General features: G+C 59.5%; 20 protein-coding genes. 9 read left to right on the forward strand and 11 right to left on the reverse strand.

Features of this window, described 5'->3' with window-relative positions; translation table 11 throughout:
* Positions 1–29: 29 nt before the first annotated feature.
* Positions 30–1,763: an adenosylcobalamin-dependent ribonucleoside-diphosphate reductase gene (locus BMZ36_RS06775; RefSeq protein ID WP_245747808.1), complete on the reverse strand. Its 1,734-nt coding sequence runs from the start codon at positions 1,761–1,763 to the stop codon at positions 30–32.
* 94 nt (positions 1,764–1,857) lie between these two features.
* Between BMZ36_RS06775 and BMZ36_RS06780 the strand changes: the two genes are divergently transcribed.
* Positions 1,858–2,250 (forward strand): YkgJ family cysteine cluster protein, encoded by a 393-nt coding sequence (locus BMZ36_RS06780; RefSeq protein ID WP_091193496.1) that lies wholly within the window; start codon positions 1,858–1,860, stop codon positions 2,248–2,250.
* A gap of 105 nt (positions 2,251–2,355) precedes the next feature.
* Entirely contained in the window at positions 2,356–2,964 is a 609-nt protein-coding gene (locus BMZ36_RS06785; RefSeq protein WP_091193248.1) for a YitT family protein, read from the forward strand.
* 356 nt (positions 2,965–3,320) lie between these two features.
* On the opposite strand, the gene rpsI is transcribed toward BMZ36_RS06785, so the two are convergent.
* Together rpsI and rplM are read right to left on the reverse strand one after the other, a co-directional pair.
* Positions 3,321–3,713: a 30S ribosomal protein S9 gene (gene rpsI, locus BMZ36_RS06795; protein ID WP_091193256.1), complete on the reverse strand. Its 393-nt coding sequence runs from the start codon at positions 3,711–3,713 to the stop codon at positions 3,321–3,323.
* Positions 3,714–3,745: 32 nt separating this feature from the next.
* Positions 3,746–4,174, reverse strand: coding sequence for a 50S ribosomal protein L13 (gene rplM / locus BMZ36_RS06800; RefSeq protein ID WP_091193261.1), 429 nt, complete (start codon positions 4,172–4,174; stop codon positions 3,746–3,748).
* Between the two features lie 327 nt (positions 4,175–4,501).
* Between rplM and BMZ36_RS06805 the strand changes: the two genes are divergently transcribed.
* The gene (locus tag BMZ36_RS06805; protein ID WP_091193266.1) at positions 4,502–4,921 is read left to right on the forward strand and encodes an OsmC family protein; all 420 of its coding nucleotides are present in this window, start codon (positions 4,502–4,504) and stop codon (positions 4,919–4,921) included.
* 64 nt (positions 4,922–4,985) lie between these two features.
* Here BMZ36_RS06805 and BMZ36_RS06810 read toward each other — a convergent pair whose 3' ends face one another.
* From BMZ36_RS06810 to coq7, 3 genes are all read right to left on the reverse strand, one after another.
* Positions 4,986–5,813 carry a formate/nitrite transporter family protein gene (locus tag BMZ36_RS06810; protein ID WP_091193270.1) on the reverse strand — a complete coding sequence of 276 codons (828 nt, stop codon included), beginning with the start codon at positions 5,811–5,813 and terminating at the stop codon, positions 4,986–4,988.
* A gap of 134 nt (positions 5,814–5,947) precedes the next feature.
* Positions 5,948–7,261, reverse strand: a complete 1,314-nt coding sequence (locus tag BMZ36_RS06815) for an L-lactate MFS transporter (RefSeq protein ID WP_091193274.1) — start codon at positions 7,259–7,261, stop codon at positions 5,948–5,950.
* 227 nt (positions 7,262–7,488) lie between these two features.
* Positions 7,489–8,124, reverse strand: coding sequence for a 2-polyprenyl-3-methyl-6-methoxy-1,4-benzoquinone monooxygenase (gene coq7, locus BMZ36_RS06820; RefSeq protein WP_091193279.1), 636 nt, complete (start codon positions 8,122–8,124; stop codon positions 7,489–7,491).
* A gap of 69 nt (positions 8,125–8,193) precedes the next feature.
* Here coq7 and BMZ36_RS06825 point away from each other — a divergent pair, with 69 nt between their 5' ends.
* The 3 genes from BMZ36_RS06825 to BMZ36_RS06835 are packed head-to-tail and all read left to right on the forward strand — an operon-like array spanning position 8,194 to position 10,097.
* Positions 8,194–8,760: a peptidylprolyl isomerase gene (locus BMZ36_RS06825; RefSeq protein WP_091193286.1), complete on the forward strand. Its 567-nt coding sequence runs from the start codon at positions 8,194–8,196 to the stop codon at positions 8,758–8,760.
* Between the two features lie 33 nt (positions 8,761–8,793).
* Entirely contained in the window at positions 8,794–9,291 is a 498-nt protein-coding gene (locus BMZ36_RS06830; protein ID WP_091193290.1) for a peptidylprolyl isomerase, read from the forward strand.
* Positions 9,292–9,332: 41 nt separating this feature from the next.
* Positions 9,333–10,097, forward strand: a complete 765-nt coding sequence (locus BMZ36_RS06835; RefSeq protein WP_091193294.1) for a UDP-2,3-diacylglucosamine diphosphatase — start codon at positions 9,333–9,335, stop codon at positions 10,095–10,097.
* Here BMZ36_RS06835 and BMZ36_RS06840 read toward each other — a convergent pair.
* Entirely contained in the window at positions 10,054–10,809 is a 756-nt protein-coding gene (locus BMZ36_RS06840) for a helix-turn-helix domain-containing protein (protein ID WP_091193297.1), read from the reverse strand. The two genes, BMZ36_RS06835 and BMZ36_RS06840, sit on opposite strands and share 44 nt — an antisense overlap.
* Before the next feature lie 137 nt (positions 10,810–10,946).
* Between BMZ36_RS06840 and BMZ36_RS06845 the strand changes: the two genes are divergently transcribed.
* On the forward strand, positions 10,947–11,714 hold the full coding sequence (locus BMZ36_RS06845; protein WP_218142652.1) for a YebB family permuted papain-like enzyme: 768 nt from the start codon (positions 10,947–10,949) through the stop codon (positions 11,712–11,714).
* Between the two features lie 460 nt (positions 11,715–12,174).
* On the opposite strand, the gene metE is transcribed toward BMZ36_RS06845, so the two are convergent.
* Positions 12,175–14,454, reverse strand: a complete 2,280-nt coding sequence (gene metE, locus BMZ36_RS06850; protein ID WP_091193306.1) for a 5-methyltetrahydropteroyltriglutamate--homocysteine S-methyltransferase — start codon at positions 14,452–14,454, stop codon at positions 12,175–12,177.
* A 97-nt stretch (positions 14,455–14,551) separates the two neighbouring features.
* Here metE and BMZ36_RS06855 point away from each other — a divergent pair, with 97 nt between their 5' ends.
* On the forward strand, positions 14,552–15,472 hold the full coding sequence (locus BMZ36_RS06855; RefSeq protein WP_091193310.1) for a LysR family transcriptional regulator: 921 nt from the start codon (positions 14,552–14,554) through the stop codon (positions 15,470–15,472).
* A 143-nt stretch (positions 15,473–15,615) separates the two neighbouring features.
* On the opposite strand, the gene miaA is transcribed toward BMZ36_RS06855, so the two are convergent.
* The 3 genes from miaA to cysB are packed head-to-tail and all read right to left on the reverse strand — an operon-like array spanning position 15,616 to position 19,320.
* Positions 15,616–16,557, reverse strand: coding sequence for a tRNA (adenosine(37)-N6)-dimethylallyltransferase MiaA (miaA, locus tag BMZ36_RS06860; protein ID WP_091193314.1), 942 nt, complete (start codon positions 16,555–16,557; stop codon positions 15,616–15,618).
* The gene (mutL, locus tag BMZ36_RS06865) at positions 16,557–18,377 is read right to left on the reverse strand and encodes a DNA mismatch repair endonuclease MutL (protein WP_091193320.1); all 1,821 of its coding nucleotides are present in this window, start codon (positions 18,375–18,377) and stop codon (positions 16,557–16,559) included. The genes miaA and mutL overlap by 1 nt, the downstream gene beginning before the upstream one ends.
* 7 nt (positions 18,378–18,384) lie before the next feature.
* A complete protein-coding gene (gene cysB / locus BMZ36_RS06870) occupies positions 18,385–19,320 on the reverse strand; it encodes an HTH-type transcriptional regulator CysB (protein WP_091193327.1) in 936 nt (311 codons plus the stop codon).
* A gap of 106 nt (positions 19,321–19,426) precedes the next feature.
* Here cysB and BMZ36_RS06875 point away from each other — a divergent pair, with 106 nt between their 5' ends.
* Positions 19,427–20,203, forward strand: coding sequence for a sulfite exporter TauE/SafE family protein (locus BMZ36_RS06875; RefSeq protein ID WP_091193332.1), 777 nt, complete (start codon positions 19,427–19,429; stop codon positions 20,201–20,203).
* Positions 20,204–20,508: the final 305 nt, after the last annotated feature.

The following is a 20,508-nucleotide window of genomic DNA, read 5'->3' on the forward strand; positions in this document are numbered from 1 at the left end:
GCAGGATAATCAAGAAATTGTCATGCCTGTCATCGATCGGGCTCGAACAGTACCGAACCGATACAGGCATTCGGGCGGAATGCGGCAATGCCTTTCAGCCCCGCCCGCCACGCCTCAAAATAAAGCACTTCGAATTCAGCAAACGGATAATTCGCCGGGATATTGACCGTCTTGGAAATCCCGGCATCGACATAGGGCTGAACCGCAGCAACCATGCGCATGTGATCAAGCGCTTGCAACTCCAGCGCAGAAACAAAAGCCGGCGGCAGGTTCTGCGTATCACCCCCTTGGGCGCTATACGCGCGCCAGGCATGGTCTTCCACCTTGAATTCAAGAACGCGCCCATCCGCCATGCGCTTGTTGCGCTTGTAACTCCAGGCATAAGCCGGCTCAATGCCATTGGAGGCATTGTCGGCAAAGGCGAGGCTGATCGTTCCGGTCGGCGCGATGCAGGTCAGATGGCTGTTGCGCAAACCATGGCGACGAATCCGGTCCTTGATGCTAGCGGGCAGCCGGTTCGCGCTGTGATCGCCCGAGAGCATGCCTTCGGCGGAAAACAGCGGAAAAGCGCCTTTTTCGCGCGCCACTTCCACACTGCTTAGATAAGCCTCGTTGCGTAAAGTTTCGGCAATGCGAGCGGCAACCCCCCGCCCTTTCTCGCTGTCGTAGCGCAGGCCAAGCATGATGAGCGCATCGCCCAGCCCCAAAAACCCCAGCCCAAGCCGGCGCTTTTGCAAAGCTTCTTGTCGTTGTTGCGGCAGTGGCCAGCGCGTTACGTCGTAGACATTGTCGAGCATCCGCACCGCAACGCGGGCGAGCTGCCCCAACGCGGAAAAATCAAACGTGGCATCGGCAGCAAACGGCCGACGCACCAACCAAGTCAGATTGATCGACGCCAGATCGCAGCAGGCGTAGTCGGGCAGCGGCTGCTCGCCGCAGGGATTGGTCGCAGAAATATGTTCGCAATAACCCAGGTTGTTGTCGCGGTTGATCTTGTCCAGAAACAGGATTCCGGGCTCGGCATGATCGTAGGCCGAGGCCATGATCTGCGTCCACAAATCGCGGGCACGCAGCGTGCGGTAGCACCAGCGTCCGTCCGGGCGCCGGCTGGCCTGCGGGTACACCAGCAGGTCGGGCTCTGCGACATGGACCAGATCCCACAGCGCATCGTCGGCCACCGCCTGCATGAAGCGGTCCGTCGCCCCCACCGAAAGATTGAAATTGCGAAACTCGCCCTTGTCCTTGGCATGGACAAAAGCCTCGATATCGGGATGATCGCAATCAAGCACGCCCATCTGCGCACCGCGCCGTGCGCCCGCCGATTCAATGACATCGCAGGAAGCATCGAACAGATGCATAAACGAGACCGGCCCCGATGCGAGTGTTCCCGTTCCCTTGACCTTCGCGCCAGCGGGCCGCAGCGCGGAAAAGTTGTAGCCGACCCCTCCACCGCGGCGCATGGTTTCTGCCGCCTCGCGCAGAGACTGATAGATGCTGTCGATCGAATCACCCACCGGCTGCACGAAACAGTTGAGCAGCGTGGCATCAAGCGCAACGCCAGCTGCACTGTTGATTCTGCCGCCGGGAATCAACCCGCCCCGCAGCGCATGGTAAAAGCGGGGCTGCCAGTACGAAACATCGCGCTCTACGGCAGCCAACGCAGCTGCCACGCGCAGACGCTGCGCATCCACGTTCTCTTCGCCTTCCAGCGCATAACGTTCACGAAAGACTTCCTGCGAGATTTGCTGCGGCTCCAGATCCACGGGCGGGCTCCACCATGAACATGGTTCCATCATAGTTGACCCCATCGTAATGCCGCCGGATTCGGTACAATGCGCACCAGCAGAAGGCAAGCTCATGAAGAAAGCAATCATCCACCGCTCCGACCTCGACCGCACCGAAACCTGGCTCAAGTACCGCGCCGGCCTGTGCGCCACCTGCCGCGCCACCTGCTGCACCATGCCGGTCGAAGTAAAGCAGCCGGATCTGGTCCGCCTTGAACTCATCGATGAATTCGAGCTGGGAGAGGAACCCAAGCAGATCGCCAAGCGCCTGCAAAAAGCCGGGCTGATCGAGCACTTCAATTTCCGCAACAGCATCTTCACGCTGGCACGCCGGGCCAATGGCGACTGTCGCTATCTGGACAAGGAAACGCGGCGCTGCACGGTCTACGAAAAACGCCCCAACACCTGCCGCAACCACCCGCAAATAGGGCCGAGGCCGGGCTACTGCGCTTATCAATGCAAATAGCCGGCAAAAAGATTCTGTAACCCCGCCTTTCAAGGGCAATCCCCGATTGCAGTGTTTGCACCTGAGGATAAAATCAGGTCGACAGCTTTCGTTTATTTGCAGAACATGACCCGCCCGACTCCCCAACCCCACACCTTGCTCGAAGATGCCCAAGCGCTGCTGGTAGGCACGCTGTTTGTCGCGCTTTCCGTCGTCCTCTATCGCCAATCAGGGCTACTGACCGGCGGCACAGCAGGGCTGGCCTTTCTGCTTCACTACCTGGGCGGGTGGCAATTCGGTCTCGTCTTTTTCGCGATCAACCTGCCGTTCTACATTTTTGCCATTCGGGCTTTGGGCTGGCAATTCACGATCAAGACCTTCGCTGCCGTCTCGCTACTGTCGCTTTACAGTGAATTGCTGCCGCACTGGATCCAGATCGGCAACATGAATCCGTTTTTTGCGGCGATCATGGCCGGCCTGCTGACCGGGGTCGGCATCCTCATCCTGATCCGCCACAAAGCCAGCCTCGGCGGAGTCACGGTTCTGGCCATCTACCTGCAGGAAAAACGGGGCTGGCGCGCCGGGAACATCCAGATGGCAGTCGATTTCGCCATCGTGCTGGCTACGCTACTGATCAAGGGATTCTATGTTGTGGGGCTTTCGATGCTGGGCGTACTGGCGCTGAACATGGTCATCACCATCAACCACAAACCAGGACGCTATTCGGGATTTTGAGAATCCTGCTTCAAGAACCTGCAGCAAAACCGTTGCTGAATCTGGCACTTCCGACCACCTGTTTTGATGTTCGTGATCGCTTCGCTGGCCGTGCCAAGCCAGGCTCAGCATTACGCCGTTTGCAGTTCTGGAATTCCAATTGAATCCATCAACATTATCCCGGATGTCGAAAGATGGGATGTTCTGCTGCATGCTGTTTGGCACTTGCTCTGTTCGGCCGTTGCGGCCGATCTGCATTGCCATGAACAAGTGCGGCTTGCCAGGAAATCCGGATAAATCCCCGTTAATAACTCCGATCTTTCCAGGCAACAAAAAAGCCGCTTGCAGCGGCTTTTTTGCAGGGCAATCCCGAGCGATTAACGCTTGGAGAATTGCTTGCGGCGACGGGCTTTGTGCAGACCGACCTTCTTACGCTCAACTTCACGAGCATCGCGGGTCACGAGGCCGGCGGCCTTGAGGGTACCCTTGAAGGCTGCGTCGAAATCGATCAGAGCGCGGGTGATGCCGTGACGCACTGCGCCAGCTTGGCCAGTTTCACCGCCACCAACCACGTTCACCAGAATGTCGAACGCTTCGAGGTTGTTGGTCAGCACGAGCGGCTGACGAACGACCATGCGGCCGGTTTCGCGGGAGAAGTATTGGTCGAGCGGCTTGCCGTTGACGACGATGTTGCCAGTGCCTTTGGCGAGGAACACGCGAGCCACGGCGCTCTTGCGACGACCGGTACCGTAATTGTACTTGCCTACCATGATGTCATTTCCAGTTTAGAGGAGGCGCCGCCTCAGAGTTCCAGAGCTTTCGGCTGCTGCGCGGTGTGCGGATGCTCGCTGCCGGCATAAACCTTCATCTTCTTGATCATTGCATAGCCGAGCGGACCCTTCGGCAGCATGCCCTTGACGGCCTTCTCGAGCACACGGCCCGGGAACTTGGCTTGCATTTCCTTGAAGGTACGTTCGTAGATGCCACCCGGGAAGGTGGAGTGGCGGTAGTATTTCTTGGACTCGGCTTTGTCGCCGGTCACGCGCAGCTTGTCTGCGTTCACCACCACGATGTAATCGCCGCAATCCACGTGCGGAGTGTATTCGGCTTTGTGCTTGCCACGCAGGCGCTTGGCAATTTCAGCAGCAACGCGGCCGAGCACCTTGTCAGTGGCGTCTACGACGAACCACTCGCGCTTTACCTCGTGCGGCTTGGCAGAAAAGGTTTTCATAACTGCTCTTCCAAGATTCTGAATTTGAGAAAGTCGGGCATTTTAGCTAACAAACCAAATCCATGTCAAACACAATTAACGGAAAGGCTTGTCTGAATCCGACAAAAAAAACGCAACCCGGTCAGGGTTGCGTGCAATCCACCAAAGAAGGAGGAGGAGGAGACAACACCAAAGCCGTAAGCTCCGATGTTGTTTTCATTATGCACCGCAACATTTTTTAATTCAAGGAAAATTTGTGCAGCGCATCAAAAATTTTCCGTGGACTCTGCGCCTTATTGCCCCAACTGGTAAACTCGTCCATCCCCCACCGACCTGGACAACAAAATCATGAAAGTACGCCTGAAATGGGTCGAAGATGCCAGCTTCCTCGCCCAATCCGAATCCGGTCATGCCGTCCTCATGGATGGCCCGACAGAGGGCGGCGGCCGCAACTTGGGACCGCGCCCCATGGAAATGCTGCTAATGGGAACAGCCGGCTGCTCCGCTTACGATGTGGTTCACATCCTCAAGAAAGGGAGGGCCGACATCCGGGACTGCGTGGTAAACGTGGATGCAGAGCGCGCCACGGAAGACCCCAAGGTCTTCACCCGCATTCACCTGCATTTCGCGGTAACAGGCAAGGCATTGAAACCCGAACTGGTGGCCCGCGCAGTCAAACTGTCTGCGGAGAAATACTGTTCGGCATCAATCATGCTCGGGAAAACTGCGCAGATCACGCACGATTACGAAGTTATCGAAGCCGATTAACCTCGCCCCGGCAAAATAAAACGGCAGCCCGCAAGCTGCCGTTTTATTTTTCACAAACAGCCGATCATGGCATGTGCGTATCGGAAGGCTCTTCCACCTTGCCTTCGGTTTCACTGTACAGCCAGGCATACGGCAGGCCGATGAACACCGCACCGCCCACGATATTGCCCAGCGTCGCCGGAATGAGGTTATTGACCACAAACTCGCCCACCGTGGCATGCAGACCTGCCATCATGGCGGCGGGAATGAAGAACAGGTTGGCGATGCTGTGCTCCATGCCCAGCGCAACAAAGGTCATCACCGGCGCCCAGATACCTACCATGCGCCCCAGTGTATCCTTGGCGGAATAGCCCTGCCACGCCGCCAGACAGACCAGCATGTTGGCCAGAATACCCTTCATGAACACCACGACGAACGATGCGTCGAGCTTATGCTCGGCCAGCTTGAACACGAACGGCGTCCAGGGATTGCTCATGGAAAGCAGCCCCGTCATGTAGGCAAATGCCCAAGCGGCAAAAAGCGCGCCGATCATGTTGCCCAGGTAAGACAGGCACCAAACCCTGCCGACTTCAATGGCGCTCACCTGACGGCGGAACAGCGGCACCATTTGCGTGGCACAGTTGGAAGTAAACAGGTCTGCGCCAGTCAGAACCACCGCAATAAAGCCCACCGGAAACAGCGAGCCGAACAACAGCTTGTCGAGCCCCGGATTGGATGCCAGCAAGCCGGTAGCCCCGCCGGCCACCACCAGCGCAAGCAACCCTCCAAGGGCGATGTAGACACCACCCAGCATCGACATGACAAGCAGGCGCGGCGGGCGCAACGCCACCTTGCTCATCGCAGCATTGTTGATGTAATCGACGATATAGGAGGGGGACAAAATCTGTGCCATGTTCAATCCATTACCTTGAATTCAATGCGGCATTTATACCCACTTGCGCACATGACATACAGTGTAAAAATTACCCCATAGACAACAAAAAAGGCCGGAAAACCGGCCTTTTTTGTTGTGCATCAGAAATGCTATCAGTGATAGCTTTCTTCTTCGTCAGCAGCCGTAGCCATGGCAGCGCCTTCCACTTCACCATAGGTCAGGTGCTTCTTGGCCAGCTCGCGGTTCACGAAGATCTTCATGGCAACCGAAACAGCCAAAGCAACCAGGAAAATCACGGCGTAAACCTTGGTCATCGCAGCATAGCTGCCGGTCGCCTGACGCAGGAACGAAGCCAGTGCGGAGCCAACCAGACCCGCCATCGCCCAGGCAGTCAGAACATAGCCGTGAATCGCGCTCACCTGCTTGGTGCCGAAGATGTCACCGATGTAGGCCGGCAGAGTGGAGAAACCGCCACCGTAGCAGGTCATGATCAGGTACAGCACAACCTGGAAGATGAACACTTCCTTGAGGCTCGGCAGCAGCCAGAATGCGCCCACTTGCACCACGAAGAAGGTGATGTAGGTATTCGGACGGCCAAGAATATCGGAGAACGAAGCCCAGCCCAGACGGCCAGCACCGTTGAACAGACCGATCATGCCCACCACGCCGCCGGCAGCCAGTGCGGTCATGCCGGTTACTTCCTGCGCCATCGGGGATGCCACGGAGATCACCGAGATGCCGCAGGTGATGTTGATGAACATCATGATCCACAGACCGTAGAACGGCTTGGTCTTAACGGCTTCGTTGGCGTTCATCGGCATCAGGTCCATGGCCGGCTTCTTCTTGCCGGAGGCCAGGGCTTCAGCCATGCCAGCCGGCTTCCAGTCCTTGGGCGGCGGCTCCAGGTACTGGGCGGAGGCGATCATGATCACGAAGTACACGGCACCCAAGATATAAAAGGTATTGGAAATACCTACACCTTGAATCATCTTGGCCATGACCGGAGCACCGAAGAAAGCGCCGAAGCCGAAGCCCATGATCGCCAGGCCAGTGGCCAGACCGCGACGGTCCGGGAACCACTTCATCAGCGTGGACACCGGGGTCACATAACCCGTACCCAAGCCGATACCCGCAATCACACAGAACAGAAGGAGCGCCCAGTAACGCAATTCGTTGCTGGACACCATATCAGAAGTAACAAAACCTGCGCCAAACAGACCAATCGCCCAGAAGATGGTCGACAAGGTACCGGAATAGCGCGGACCGCGTTTTTCAACAACGTGGCCCATCACTGCTGCGGACGTACCGAGCAGAAAAATGGCCAGACCAAAAGGCATACCGGCTTGCAACTGGCTCCAGCCAAACGCTTGAATGAACGGGTTCTTGAACACGCTCCAAGCGTAAACCGAGCCAAGTGAAGCGTGAATACCGACTGCTGCAGCAGCAATCAACCAACGGTTTTTCATCCCGCATCTCCTAGAGCTAAAAAGTAACGCAAAAAATTAAAAGACAAATAACAACCTAAAAAATCCCGCGAAGGCTAACACCCGACGCCGGACCTGCAATTGACATAAATCAATTTGCAAAATTTATTGCGGGGCAACACACAAGCAAATCCGACATATTCACATTCAAATTTGTGCAAAATGCCCTTGCCTCATTTTTTGCAAGCAAACATGTCGCCCCGCGTCAGCTATACCCGGTAGCTGGTTGAGGTCATGACTTTGGATGCATTCCTCATTAGAACCTGCAAGGGAAACGGAAGTTCCGCTCCACCCAACTCTTTTGCCAAGCAGGCATGCTGCATCTCGTCCCGATACATCTGCTCGACGATGGCACGGCTTTTCGCATCGTGCTCCGGAAGCCCCTGCAAGTGCAACTGCAAGTGCGCGCCAACCTGCTCTTCCGTTTCCGCCAGAAACCCAAGGTTCCACTTATCCCCAGCCAAGCCGGCAACCACACCGAGCGCCAAGCTGCCGGCATACCACAGCGGATTGAGCAGACTCGTCCGCCCCCCCAGCTCGTGAACGCGGCGCTCGGTCCACGCCAGATGCTCGACCTCTTCGCGGGCGGCTTGGCGCAAGGCATCGCGGGCGGCGGGGTCGCGAGCGGTGAGCGCCTGCCCTTGGTACAGAGCCTGGGCACACACCTCGCCGCTGTGATTCACCCGCATCAAACCGGCCGCATGCGCTTTTTCCTCTTCTGAAAGCTCCGTATCTTCCATTCCGGCATCCGGGTGCGGGCGCTGGCTGACCGGTTTGGCCGCGAGCGTGCGCAGTGCTGTATCGAATCCGACAATCAAATCATCAAACGAGGGCAGTCTGGGCATGGTCGTTTCTCCTTACCCTGAATTCTAAGCTATGATTGCCCGAAATCAGACTAGAGCCGGAGTTTTTGCATGCGCCGTTTTCTTCCCCTGCTACTGGGATGCCTGTTCAGTGTTTCCGCTTTTGCCGCCAACCCGCGCGTGGAGCTTGTAACCAACCAGGGCAATATCGTTCTGGAACTCGACCAGAAAAAGGCACCTGCCACCGTAGCCAACTTTCTGCAGTATGTACGCGCCAAGCACTATGACGGCACGATCTTTCACCGCGTCATCGGCAACTTCATGATCCAGGGCGGCGGTTTCGATGCCGGCTTGAAGGAAAAAGCCACGCGCGCACCGATCAAGAACGAAGCTGGCAACGGCCTGAAAAACAAGGTCTATACGATTGCCATGGCGCGCACGCCTGACCCTCACTCGGCCAGCGCCCAGTTCTTTATCAACGTCAAGGATAACGACTTCCTCGACCACCGCGCGCCGACCCCGCAAGGCTGGGGTTATGCCGTCTTCGGCAAAGTCGTGAAGGGACAGGAGGTTGTCGACAAGATCAAAACGGTTAAGACCGGGAACCGCTATCCGCACAGCGATGTCCCGCTTGAACCGGTTATCATCCAGTCCGCCCGCGAAGTCAAAAACAAGTAACTTTCCGAATCCTGAACCGTAAAGGAAATCCCAATGACCCAAGTCAAACTGACCACCACCTTCGGCGACATCGTTCTCGAACTCGACGAAGCCAAAGCGCCGCTGACCGTGGCCAACTTCGTGCAGTATGTGAAGGACGGTCACTACGACGGCACGGTCTTCCATCGCGTGATCGATGGCTTCATGATCCAGGGCGGCGGCTTCGAGCCGGGGCTCAAGCAGAAAGAGACGCGCGAAACCATCCAGAACGAAGCCGACAATGGTCTGAAGAACGTGGCCTACAGCATTGCCATGGCGCGCACGCCCGAGCCGCATTCAGCTTCTGCCCAGTTCTTCATCAACATTGCCAACAACGATTTCCTCAACTTCCAGCACAAGACCCCCCAAGGCTGGGGCTATGCCGTGTTCGGCAAGGTCGTCGAAGGCACCGAAGTCGTGGACAAGATCAAGGGCGTCAAGACCGGCAGCCGCGGCTTCCACCAGGACGTTCCGGTGGAAGACGTGCTGATCACCAAGGCCGAAGTGCTCTGATCCATTGACTGATCGGGCGGCTTCGGCCGCCCTCCCCCGACTTGAAACCCGTCTACTTCATCTCTGACCTGCACCTCTCCCCGTCCGACCCCGCGACGGAGGAGGCATTTGCAATCTTCCTCGCCGGCCCGGCGCGCCAGGCACAGTCGTTGTACATCCTGGGCGACCTGTTCGAATACTGGATCGGCGACGACCAGCTCGACGATCCCTTCTTCGCGCGCCAGTGCCGCCGCATCGTTACGCTCGCCGCCAGCGGCGTGGCTGTGTATTTCATGGCCGGCAACCGGGATTTCCTCTGCGCGCGCCAATTCGCGCTCGCCTGCGGCCTGACCCTTCTGCCCGATCCGTACGTTGCCGATATCGAAAGCGAAAAGATCCTGCTTTCGCACGGCGACCTCTATTGCACCGACGACTTGCGCTACCAGCGCTACCGCAAAATCGTGCACCATCCGTCCGTGCAATGGCTCTGGCTGCACTTGCCGCGTTTTTTGCGCAAGATCGAAGCGCGTCGCCTGCGGACAAAGTCGCAAAACCAGACGAAACAAAAGCCAGCGTCCTGGACCGACGTCAATCCGTCCGCCATCGAAGCCGCCATGCAGGCAGCCGGCGTAGCGCGCATGATCCACGGCCACACCCACCGCCCTGCATTGCATGAACACGTCTGCGGCCTGCGCCATGTTCTTCCGGACTGGCATCAGGGAAAAGGCGGCTATCTGCTGCGCGACGATGGCCGATGGCGTTTATGTCATCTTGATGGCTCGGTCATGACTTGCTCGCCGCAAGATCTGTCCTGCGCAGACGCGTAAAGCTTTCAGGCTCCCATTCCCGCAACGCCAATAAAAAACCCATCCCGTATTTGCGGTGTAAAGGCAGACTGGCGCATTCACGATGCAGCTCGGCAAATTTTCTCCGCAACCGGCTCACTTCCGCCTCCATTTCCGCCATCGCAGCGGGCGTCAACATGCCATGTACAAAGAAATATCCGGTCTCAGAACCGATTGCATCCCCCGCCAGAAAATCGGCCTGACATTGCTGTCGAAAATAACACTGAATAGGCCCATTCGGCAGCCAGGCGAAATCGCGAGCGATCGTGAGGCGAATCCGGTTACCTGGCAGCAGGCGGATCAAGCCGATACGTTCCAACCGCAACAGATATTTCAGGCACTCCGGCTCGGTCAGGGCATAGATGCTTTGTATTTCGTCCAGCCGCCATTGATTGATCGCACAGGCGGCCACCAGGAGCATGCGCTCATCCGAGACCAACTCGGCTTCCTGTTCCATGGAAAGCGCACGAATCGGCAATTGATCCGATTGCGTTTCCTGCACCAACTCTGCCAGCGTCAAGCCCAGAAAAGCGCTGAGTTCAGCTAGACGGTCAACACTCAGGCGCTGGGCAGAAAACAGCCGCTTCACGCTGGCCTCGGAAAGATGCAACGCCTGCGCGACATCCCGATAGGTGTGCCCTCGGCTTTTCAGCAAGCGCTTGATGGTAAAAACGAGTTGGGCCGCTTCGCTCATAGTATGGATTTCACCATAATTAGTATCGAAAAACGATACCACAAAGCGCAATCATCGCCACCTGCAACGCCAAAGGTTTAACAATTCAATCCAGAAGCGCATCCTGAAATCAACCCACCCTATTTAAGGAGCGCATCATGATCCACTTCAAACTGAAACACGTCCTGGGTGTAGTTTTGGGAATAGGTACAGGCGTCATGGCAGGACTGTTTCTGGGTGCATCCGATGCAACCGCCACAACCGGCCCCTTGCAACAATCGACACTGGAAGACATTGCCGAACAACTGCAGGTAGGCGACGTGGTCTTTACGCGCATCAAGGTGCGCCCCTTTCTGAAGGTCGCCGCAGCGACCGGAAGCTGGACCAATCATGTCGGCATCGTCACGGACATCTCCGGGAGCGAGCCCCAGATCAGCGAGAGCACTTTTCCGCTCTCGCGCACCACCCCGCTGTCGAAATTCGTGGCCCGCTCCGAATCCGGGCGGGTAGCGGTGGCCCGACTCAAAACGGAGATCAGCCCGGAGCAGCAAACCGGCATCCGGCAAGCGGCAAAGAAACGCAGCGGGATTCTGTACGACACCGGTTTCAACCTGCACTCTTCGCGCCAGTTCTGCTCGCGCTTCGTCCGCGAGGTGCTAGCCGAATCGACCGGCGTCCATGTCGGGAAAGTGGAAAATTTTGCCACCTTGCTGGCACAACGCCCCGACACCGATCTCGGTTTCTGGAAGCTCTGGTATTTCGGGCGCATTCCCTGGCAGCGCGAAACCGTTACCCCGGCTAGCATTCTCAACAGTCCGGCGCTGCAAATCGTGTTCGATGGCCGCGCGCATACGCCAACGGCCGAAGAAGTCCGCAAGGCGGTTCCGCCCTACCCGGCCAAATTCGAGTGGAACCCACACGGTTAAACGCGCAGGCCAGACAAGCCGCAACGGCGACTTCCCCCTTTGCAAAAGGGGGATTGAGGGTAATGTCGTTCACTTAAAGGATTTTTATGCGCCTGCGGCGCAGGGTTTACAGCCGGTTCCGCCCGGCATACGGGAAAGGGATTTGTCTCGCCAAATCCCCTTCACCCCTAGGCGAGCCCGCTCCGGCGCCCCTGCGGGGTTCCCTGCGATGCTCGCAAGACGCGGCGGCTGCGCAACTCGGCCTGCGGTCTCAAACAGTGCTCGCCGAATTCCCGCGCCTTGCTGTGCTTCTCGGCGCCTTCCAGGGCGGAGCGTGCTGCATGCAGCGCTGTTCAAGAAAAATGCCGCTCACTTTTCTTAAGTGAACGGCATTAGGGATTGAGGGGGATTTCTGCAATGCCGTTTATGGCTGTGCCGCAAATCCCCCTGCCCCCTTTGTCAAAGGGGGAACTTCATCCTGCTATTCTTGGGCGCTTGCCAAATTCAGGCGCGCCAGCCGCGTCGCTTCCATCATGTTGCCCAACGCCGCTTCCGTTTCTGCCCAGTTACGGGTTTTCAGGCCGCAATCGGGGTTGATCCACAAGCGCTCGGCAGGAACCACCTCCAGCGCTTTGCCGATCAGGGTCTGCATTTCCGCCACGGGCGGCACGCGCGGGCTGTGGATGTCGTAGACCCCCGGCCCGATTGCGTTCGGGTAGGCGTATTCCCCGAAACCTTGCAGCAGTTTCATCTTCGAGCGCGAGGTCTCGATGGTGATCACGTCGGCATCCATCGCGGCAATCGCCGGCAGGATGTCGTTGAACTCCGAATAGCACATGTGGGTGTGGATCTGAGTGTCATCCGCTACCCCACTGGCAGACAAACGGAAAGCCTGGCTTGCCCAGTCCAGATACTGCGCCCAGTCGCGGCGCTTCAGCGGCAAACCCTCGCGGAAAGCCGGCTCGTCGATCTGGATGATGCCGATGCCGGCGGCTTCCAGATCGCGCACCTCGTCGCGAATGGCGAGCGCAATCTGCCGGCAGGTCTCGGCGCGCGGCTGGTCGTCGCGCACGAACGACCATTGCAGAATGGTCACCGGCCCGGTCAGCATGCCCTTCATCGGCCTGGAGGTCAGGCTCTGTGCATGGCGCGTCCATTCGACCGTCATCGGTTGCGGGCGCGAAACATCGCCGTAGATCAACGGCGGCTTCACGCAGCGGCTGCCATAGCTTTGCACCCAGCCCTGGCGGGTGAAGGCAAAGCCGGCCAGTTGTTCGCCGAAGTATTCCACCATGTCGTTGCGCTCGGCCTCGCCATGCACCAGCACGTCCAGCCCCAGCGCTTCCTGTTTGGCGACGGCAAAGCGGATGGCTTTCTGCATGGCCTGCCGGTAGCCGGCAGCATCCAGCGTGCCGCGCTTGAACGCCGCGCGGGCTGCACGGATTTCCTGCGTTTGCGGGAAGGAGCCGATGGTCGTCGTCGGCAGTACTGGCAATTGGAAGCGCGCCTGCTGCTTTTCTGCGCGCACGGCAAATGCGCTATCGCGTTGCGCATCCTCCGGCCCGACGCCCGCCAGCCGCTCGGCGACACGCGGATCATGGCAACGCGGCGAAGCGCGGCGGGAGGCGATTGCCCGGCGATTGGATTCCAGCTCTGCGGCAACGGCCGCTTGCCCCTTTTCCAGCGCGGTTTTCAGCGTGCCGATCTCCGCAAGTTTCTGGCGGGCAAAGGCAAGCCAAGGCTTGAGTTCATCATCCAGCGCCTCTTCCTGCTGCAAATCGACCGGCACATGCAGGAGCGAGCAACTGCTGCCAATCCACAAGCGCTCGCCAAGTACCGCACGAGCGGATTCCAGCGTCGCCAGCGTGCTGTCCAGATCGCTCGCCCAGATGTTGCGCCCGTCCACCACACCAAGCGACAGCACCTTGTCCTGCGGCCAGTCGTTCAGGAAGATTGCGAGTTGCTCGGGGGCGCGCTTGAGATCCAGATGCAGGCCCGCAACCGGTAGCGACTTGACCAGGGCAGCATGATCGCTGACCGACTCAAAATAGCTGCCCAGCAGGATGTTCACGCCGCAACCGGCCAGCTCGCGATACACCGGAGCGAATCCGCCCAGCCATTCAGCGGGGAGCTCCAGCCCTAAAATCGGCTCGTCGATCTGCACCCACTCGACGCCCTGCGCAGCCAACCGTTGCAGGATACGCACATACGCGGGCACCAAACGACCCAGCAAGCCCAGTTTGTCGAGCCCTGCCTCGCCCTTGCAACGCCACAGGAATGTCAGCGGCCCCGGCAGGACGGCTTTAACTGCATGGCCCAATGCCTGTGCCTCGGCAATTTCCTCGAACAGCCAGTCCACGCCGCCATCGAAACGCGCATGAGCATCCAGTTCCGGCACCAGATAGTGGTAGTTGGTATCGAACCACTTGGTCATTTCCAGCGCCGGCTGGGCGGCATTGCCGCGTGCCAGCTCGAAATACTGCGGCAAGCCCAGCGCCTGGGCATCGAAGCCGAAGCGCGAAGGCAGGCAACCCAGCGTCGCCGCCCAATTGAGGAGGTGGTCATACCAGGCGAAATCGCCGACGGTCACGAAATCCAGCCCGGCCTGCTTTTGCCAGCTCCAGGCCTCCTTGCGCAGTTGGCCGCCCACCGCACGCAGCTCGGCCTCGTCGATTTCCCCGCGCCAGAAACTTTCCAGCGCAAACTTCAATTCCCGGCGGCGGCCGATGCGCGGGAAACCCAAGACATGAGCAACAGTCATCACAAAACACCTTATCCATGAAAAGTGTTTGCATGATGCCGCCCGCCAAACTATGATTCAAACTCATAATTTTCAGCATTGCCATGAGGATCGTTCAATGCAATCCATCCTGGAACTGCGCCACCTGCGAACCCTGCTCGCGATCCGCGACACCGGCAACCTCACGCGCGCGGCGGAAAGGTTGTTCCTGACGCAATCTGCGCTCTCGCACCAGCTGCGCCTGCTGGAAGAACATTTCGCGCTGCCGCTCGTCATGCGCAAGAGTTCGCCGCTGAAGCTCACCCCCGCCGGAGACAAACTCGCCCAGCTTGCCGATGCCATCCTGCCGCAGGTGGCCCATGCCGAGCGCGCCATCGCCAAGCTGCGCGAGGGCGAAGCCGGGCAGTTGCGCATTGCGGTGGAATGCCACACCTGTTTCGACTGGCTGATGCCGGCCATGGACACCTTCCGCACCCACTGGCCGGAAGTGGAGCTCGACATCGTCTCCGGCTTTCATGCCGACCCGGTCAGCCTACTCTACGAAGACCGCGCCGATCTCGCGATCATCTCCGAAGTCGAGGACAACCCGGACATCGCCTGCCTGCCGCTCTTCAGCTTCGACATGGTCGCGCTGCTCGCCAACGACCACCCGCTGACCGCCAAACCGCGGCTGGAAGCCGCTGATTTCGCCACGGAGACGCTGATCACCTACCCGGTCGCCGACGAAATGCTCGATCTGGTGAAAAAGGTGCTCAAGCCCGCCGGCATCAAGCCGCAACGCCGCACCAGCGAACTGACCGTCGCCATCTTGCAACTCGTAGCCAGCCGCCGCGGCATCGCCGCCCTGCCGCGCTGGAGCGTGCAGCACTATCTGGAAAAAGGTTACGTCACCGCCCGCCCCATCACCGCCAACGGGCTGATCGCCGAACTGCATGTCGCCGTGAACAAGGGCCGCGAGGAGACCGCCTACGTGGCGGATTTTGTGCAGACGATGCGTGAGGTGAGTGTGCTGAATTTGCCGGGGGTGACGTTGTTGTAACCCGTTGCAGGTTTCAGCCTGAAAACCCGTGGGGAACCACAGAGACACAGAGAAAAAACACCGAAGAACTGGCGAGCGGCACAACACGCGCAGAGGCCGATTCTCGCTCTTCTCTGTGACTCAGTGCCTCTGTGGTAAGGCTTTCAGGTTCTAAGAAGCTTCTTCCCGACTTCCGCCAAGACCGTTTCGGCCAAATCATCCCGCAAGCAATCAATCTCCACCAGATCATCCATCCCGCGCAACCAGGTCAGTTGCCGTTTGGCGAGCTGGCGCGTGGCGGCGATGCCTTTTTCGCGCAGTTCGGAAGCCGAGATCAGCCCATCGAGATATTCCCATGCCTGCCGGTAGCCCACGCAACGCATCGAGGTCATGTCGGGGTGCAGTGCGTAGCGGGCGCGCAGGCTGCGTACTTCGTTGAGCAGCCCGTCCTTGAGCATCTGATCGAAACGCTGAGCGATGCGCTGGTGCAGTACGGCGCGGTCGGAGGGGACGAGCGCAATCTTGGTAATGGCGAACGGCACGTCATTGTTGCGCGGTTCGGCGAGCAATTTGCTCATCGGCCTGCCGGCCAACAGGCAGACTTCCAGCGCCCGGCCGATGCGCTGGGCGTCGTTGGGTTTGAGCCTTGCGGCGGTCGCCGGATCAAGCACGGCGAGCCGCTCATGCAGCGCCGGCCAGCCGTGTGCTGCGGCATCGGCTTCCAGTTTCGCGCGCAAGGCGGGGTCGGCCTGCGGCAGGTCGTGGATGCCGTGCTGCAGGGTATTGAAGTAGAGCATCGTGCCCCCGACCAGCACCGGGATTTTGCCGCGCGCGGTGATCTCGGCCATGAGCCGCAGCGCATCGTCGCGGAACTGGGCGGTGGAATAGGCATCTTCGGGCGAGATGATGTCGATCAGGTGGTGCGGCGCGCGCGCCAGCGTTTCGGCATCGGGCTTGGCAGTGCCGATGTTCATGTCGCGGAACACCAGCGCGGAATCGACCGAGATCAGTTCGACTGGTAGCCCGGCTTCCAGCAACTTGATTGCGCAGGCGGTCTTGCCGCTGGCAGTGGGGCCCATGAGGAAAATGGCTGGTGGGTTTGTCATCACTTGCCCCGCATGAACAGCTTGTCGATTTCCGCGAGCGAAAGGCGGAACCAGGTCGGGCGGCCGTGGTTGCACTGGCCGGAGCGCTCGGTGGCTTCCATGTCGCGCAGCAGGGCGTTCATTTCCGGCAGGGTCAGGCTGCGGTGGGCGCGCACCGATCCGTGGCAGGCCATCGTCGCCAGGATTTCGTTGCGGCGCGCGAGCAAGGCCTGACTGCTGCCCACGCCGCGCAGGTCAGCCAGCACGGCCTGTGCCAGTTCGACCGGATCGGCATCGCGCAGCATCTGCGGCACCGCGCGAATGGCAAGCTGGGTGGGCGATTGCGCGCTGATCTCGAAGCCGAGCGCGAGCAGGTCCGGCTGGTGATCTTCCACCGTCGCCACATCAAGTTTTTCTGCGGCAAACACATGCGGGATCAGCAACGCCTGGCGCGGCAGGTTCTGTGATTCGATCTGGGACTTGAGCTTTTCGTAAACCACGCGCTCATGTCCGGCGTGCATGTCGACGACGATCAGCCCTTCGGCGCTCTGCGCGAGGATATAGATACCGTGCAGTTGTGCCAGCGCAAAGCCCAGCGGCGGCAGAGTATCTGCCTGCTGCTCTGAATCGACCGGCGCAAAGAAAGGAACCGGAGCCGATTCGGGCTGGCGCAAATCGCCGAACATGCGCTCGTAATAGCCCAGCGATTCCTGCGCCATCGGCAGCGGCATGCTCTGCTGGCGCGCGGCCAGTTCGGCGTAGGTGCGCGGCGTCATCGGTGCGGGCGCGGGTTGCGGCGGGCGTTGCAGTTCGCCGGTTTCCGGGTCGATACCCGCCTCTGCCGCTGCGCCGGCTTTGGCACCGGAGAGCGCCTTTTTCAGGGCGGTGAGCAGGAAGCGGTACAGCGCCTGCGATTCGCGGAAGCGCACCTCGATCTTGGTCGGGTGCACGTTCACATCGACGCCTTCCGGGGCCATTTCCAGGAACAGGCAATAGGCCGGATGGCGTTCGTGATGCAATACGTCGCGATAGGCTTCGCGCAGCGCATGCTGCACCAGCTTGTCGCGCACGAAACGGCCGTTAACAAAGAAATACTGTGCGTCGCGGCTCGACTTGCCTTGCGTTGGCGAGCCGGCAAAGCCGGTCAGTCTCAACCTTTCGAAGCCCTCGTCGACCGGCAGGGCATGCGCGACGAAGTCTTCGCCGAGTATCGCGCCCGCGCGCCGCGCCAGATCGCCGCGCAACAGGCGCGCCAGTGCGCGGCCGTTGTGGGTCAGCGCAAACTGGACTTCGGGGTGCGCCAGCGCAATGCGCTTGACCATGTCGTCGCAATGCGCGAACTCGGTGGACTCGGACTTGAGGAACTTGCGCCGCGCCGGGGTCTGGTAATAGAGATCGTGGACTTCGACCGTGGTGCCTGCCGCCAGCGCCGCAGGCACGGGGTCGTGCAAGCGGCCGTTGTCGGATTCGATGCGCCAGGCATGTGCCGCACCTTCGGCGCGGCTCGTCAGCGCCAGGCGCGAGACGGAAGCAATACTCGCCAGCCCTTCGCCGCGAAAGCCCAGTGTAGCCACGCGTCCCAGATCGTCGAAATCGCGAATCTTGCTCGTGGCATGGCGATGCAGCGCCAGCGAGAGATCGTCGTGCTCGATGCCGCAGCCGTCGTCGATCACCTTGATGAGCTTGGTACCGCCCGCCTGCAGTTCGATCTGGATGGTCCGGCTGCCGGCGTCGACGCTGTTTTCCAGCAGTTCCTTGAGCGCGGAAGCCGGGCGTTCGACGACTTCGCCGGCGGCGATCTGGTTGACCAGGTGGTCGGAAAGAATCTTGATACGTGGCATGGATAAATCAGAGGTCGTTATCGCACAGCAATTCGGCCTGCACCTTTTCGCGGGTCAGGTGCGGGGAGAACAGCTCGATGAAATCGTACATGTAGCCGCGCAGGTAGGCATCGCGCCGGAAGCCGATGCGCGTGACGGAATCTTCGAAAAGATGCGAGGCATCGATCGCGACCAGTTCGGTATCGCGCTCGGGCTCGAAGGCCATGCTGGCCATGATGCCGATACCCAGCCCCAAGTTCACATAGGTCTTGATGATGTCGGTATCGAGCGCGGTCAGCACCACCGTGGGTTCGAGCTTTTTGGCGGCAAACGCCTGGTTGATCTGCGAGCGGCCGGTGAAGGCAAAGTCGTAGGTCACGATCGGCCAGGCCGCGATTTCCTGCAACGTGATCGGATGATCGATTTGCGCCAGCGGATGCCCCTTGGGCACCACGACACTGCGGTTCCAGGAGTAGCAATCCAGATGCGCCAGCTCCGGATAGAGCGCAATCGCTTCGGTGGCAATCGCGAGATCGGCCTCGCCTTCGACCACCATCTCGCTGATCTGGGTCGGGTTGCCCTGCTTGATGGACAGCCGCACGTTGGGATATTTGGCAAGGAACGCCTTGATCGGCTTGGGCAACACGTAGCGCGCTTGGGTGTGGGTCGTGGCGATGGTCAGGCTGCCGCCGTCCACCTTCACGAACTCCTCGCCGATGCGCTTCATGTTCTGCGCCTGCAGCAGCATGCGTTCGGCGATGCGCAGCACCTCTTTGCCCGGCGCGGTCACATCGACCACGCGTTTGCCGTTGCGTACGAAAATCTGCACGCCCAGTTCGTCTTCGAGCATGCGAATCTGTTTGGAGATGCCCGGCTGCGAGGTATGCAGCTTTTCCGCCGCCTCGGTAACGTTCAGCCCCTGCTTGTAGACCTCGACCAGATAACGCAACTGTTGCAGTTTCACGCCCCACTCCTAATAACTCATTTGCATTTAGACGAAAGATAACAGTCTTATGCATGCATAAGCAATCCCGTTAACATTAGCTGCATATTGAGAACGGGTATCAAGCATGGAACTCGTATATGTCATCTCCGGCCTAGCGGTCGGGTTCACCGTGGGATTGACCGGCGTCGGCGGCGGTTCGCTGATGACGCCGATCCTGCTCTGGCTCGGAATCAACCCGGCCACCGCGGTCGGCACCGATCTGCTCTATGCCGCGATCACCAAGGCCGGCGGCGTGGTGGTGCATCAGCGCAACCGCAATATCGACTGGAAAGTCACGGGACTGCTGGCCTCCGGAAGCCTGCCTGCAGCCCTGCTGACCGTACTGGCCTTGCACATCCTCAAACCGGATGTCGCCATTCTCAACGCCATCATCACGCATGCACTGGGCTTTGCGCTGCTCCTGACAGCCAGCGCGATCATCTTCAAAAAGCGGCTGATGGCTCTGATCCAGAAACACGCGGGGCATTGGCTCAACCTGCCGGCGGCCAAACTCGGAAAAGCCACCGTGCTGACCGGCATCGCGCTGGGGATCATTGTCACGCTCTCGTCCATCGGCGCTGGCGCCCTCGGCACCCTGGCACTCTTCCTGCTCTATCCGCTGCTGCCGACCTCGCGTCTGGTCGGCACGGAAATCGCCCATGCGGTTCCGCTGACAGCCATTGCCGGGTTAGGCCATGCGGGACTCGGCCACGTCGACTGGTGGACGCTGGTCAGCCTGCTGACCGGTTCGCTTCCCGGCATCTGGCTCGGTAGCCACCTCACCCACCATGCGCCGGATCGCATCCTGCGCCCCTGCCTGGCCGTGATGCTGGCGATGGTCGGGGGCAAGTTGATCATGTAGGCAGGGCTTGAGCAAGCGCTCCCGCCCAAGAAACCACCTGATTCGCGTTCGTCAATTTTTGGGACTGCTTTGTAGAATTTGTTCACGGTCTGTCGCGAGAAGCCGTCAGCGGGGTGAAGCGCAGCGCAGGAACCGGAGTTTATGCGGATAAATGAGGATTCCGGGCTGCACATGAGCCCTATCACGGCTTCGCAGCAAGAGCGTGAACTGGTTCTTGGTTGTCAGTCACGCAGAAACGCCCATGCCGGGCGCACAAAAACGGCCCGCATCTGCGGGCCGTTTTCATGAAGTTATGAAGTGCGAAG

Origin of the sequence: Formivibrio citricus, assembly GCF_900115065.1 — a bacterium.
GTDB lineage: Bacteria > Pseudomonadota > Gammaproteobacteria > Burkholderiales > Chitinibacteraceae > Formivibrio > Formivibrio citricus.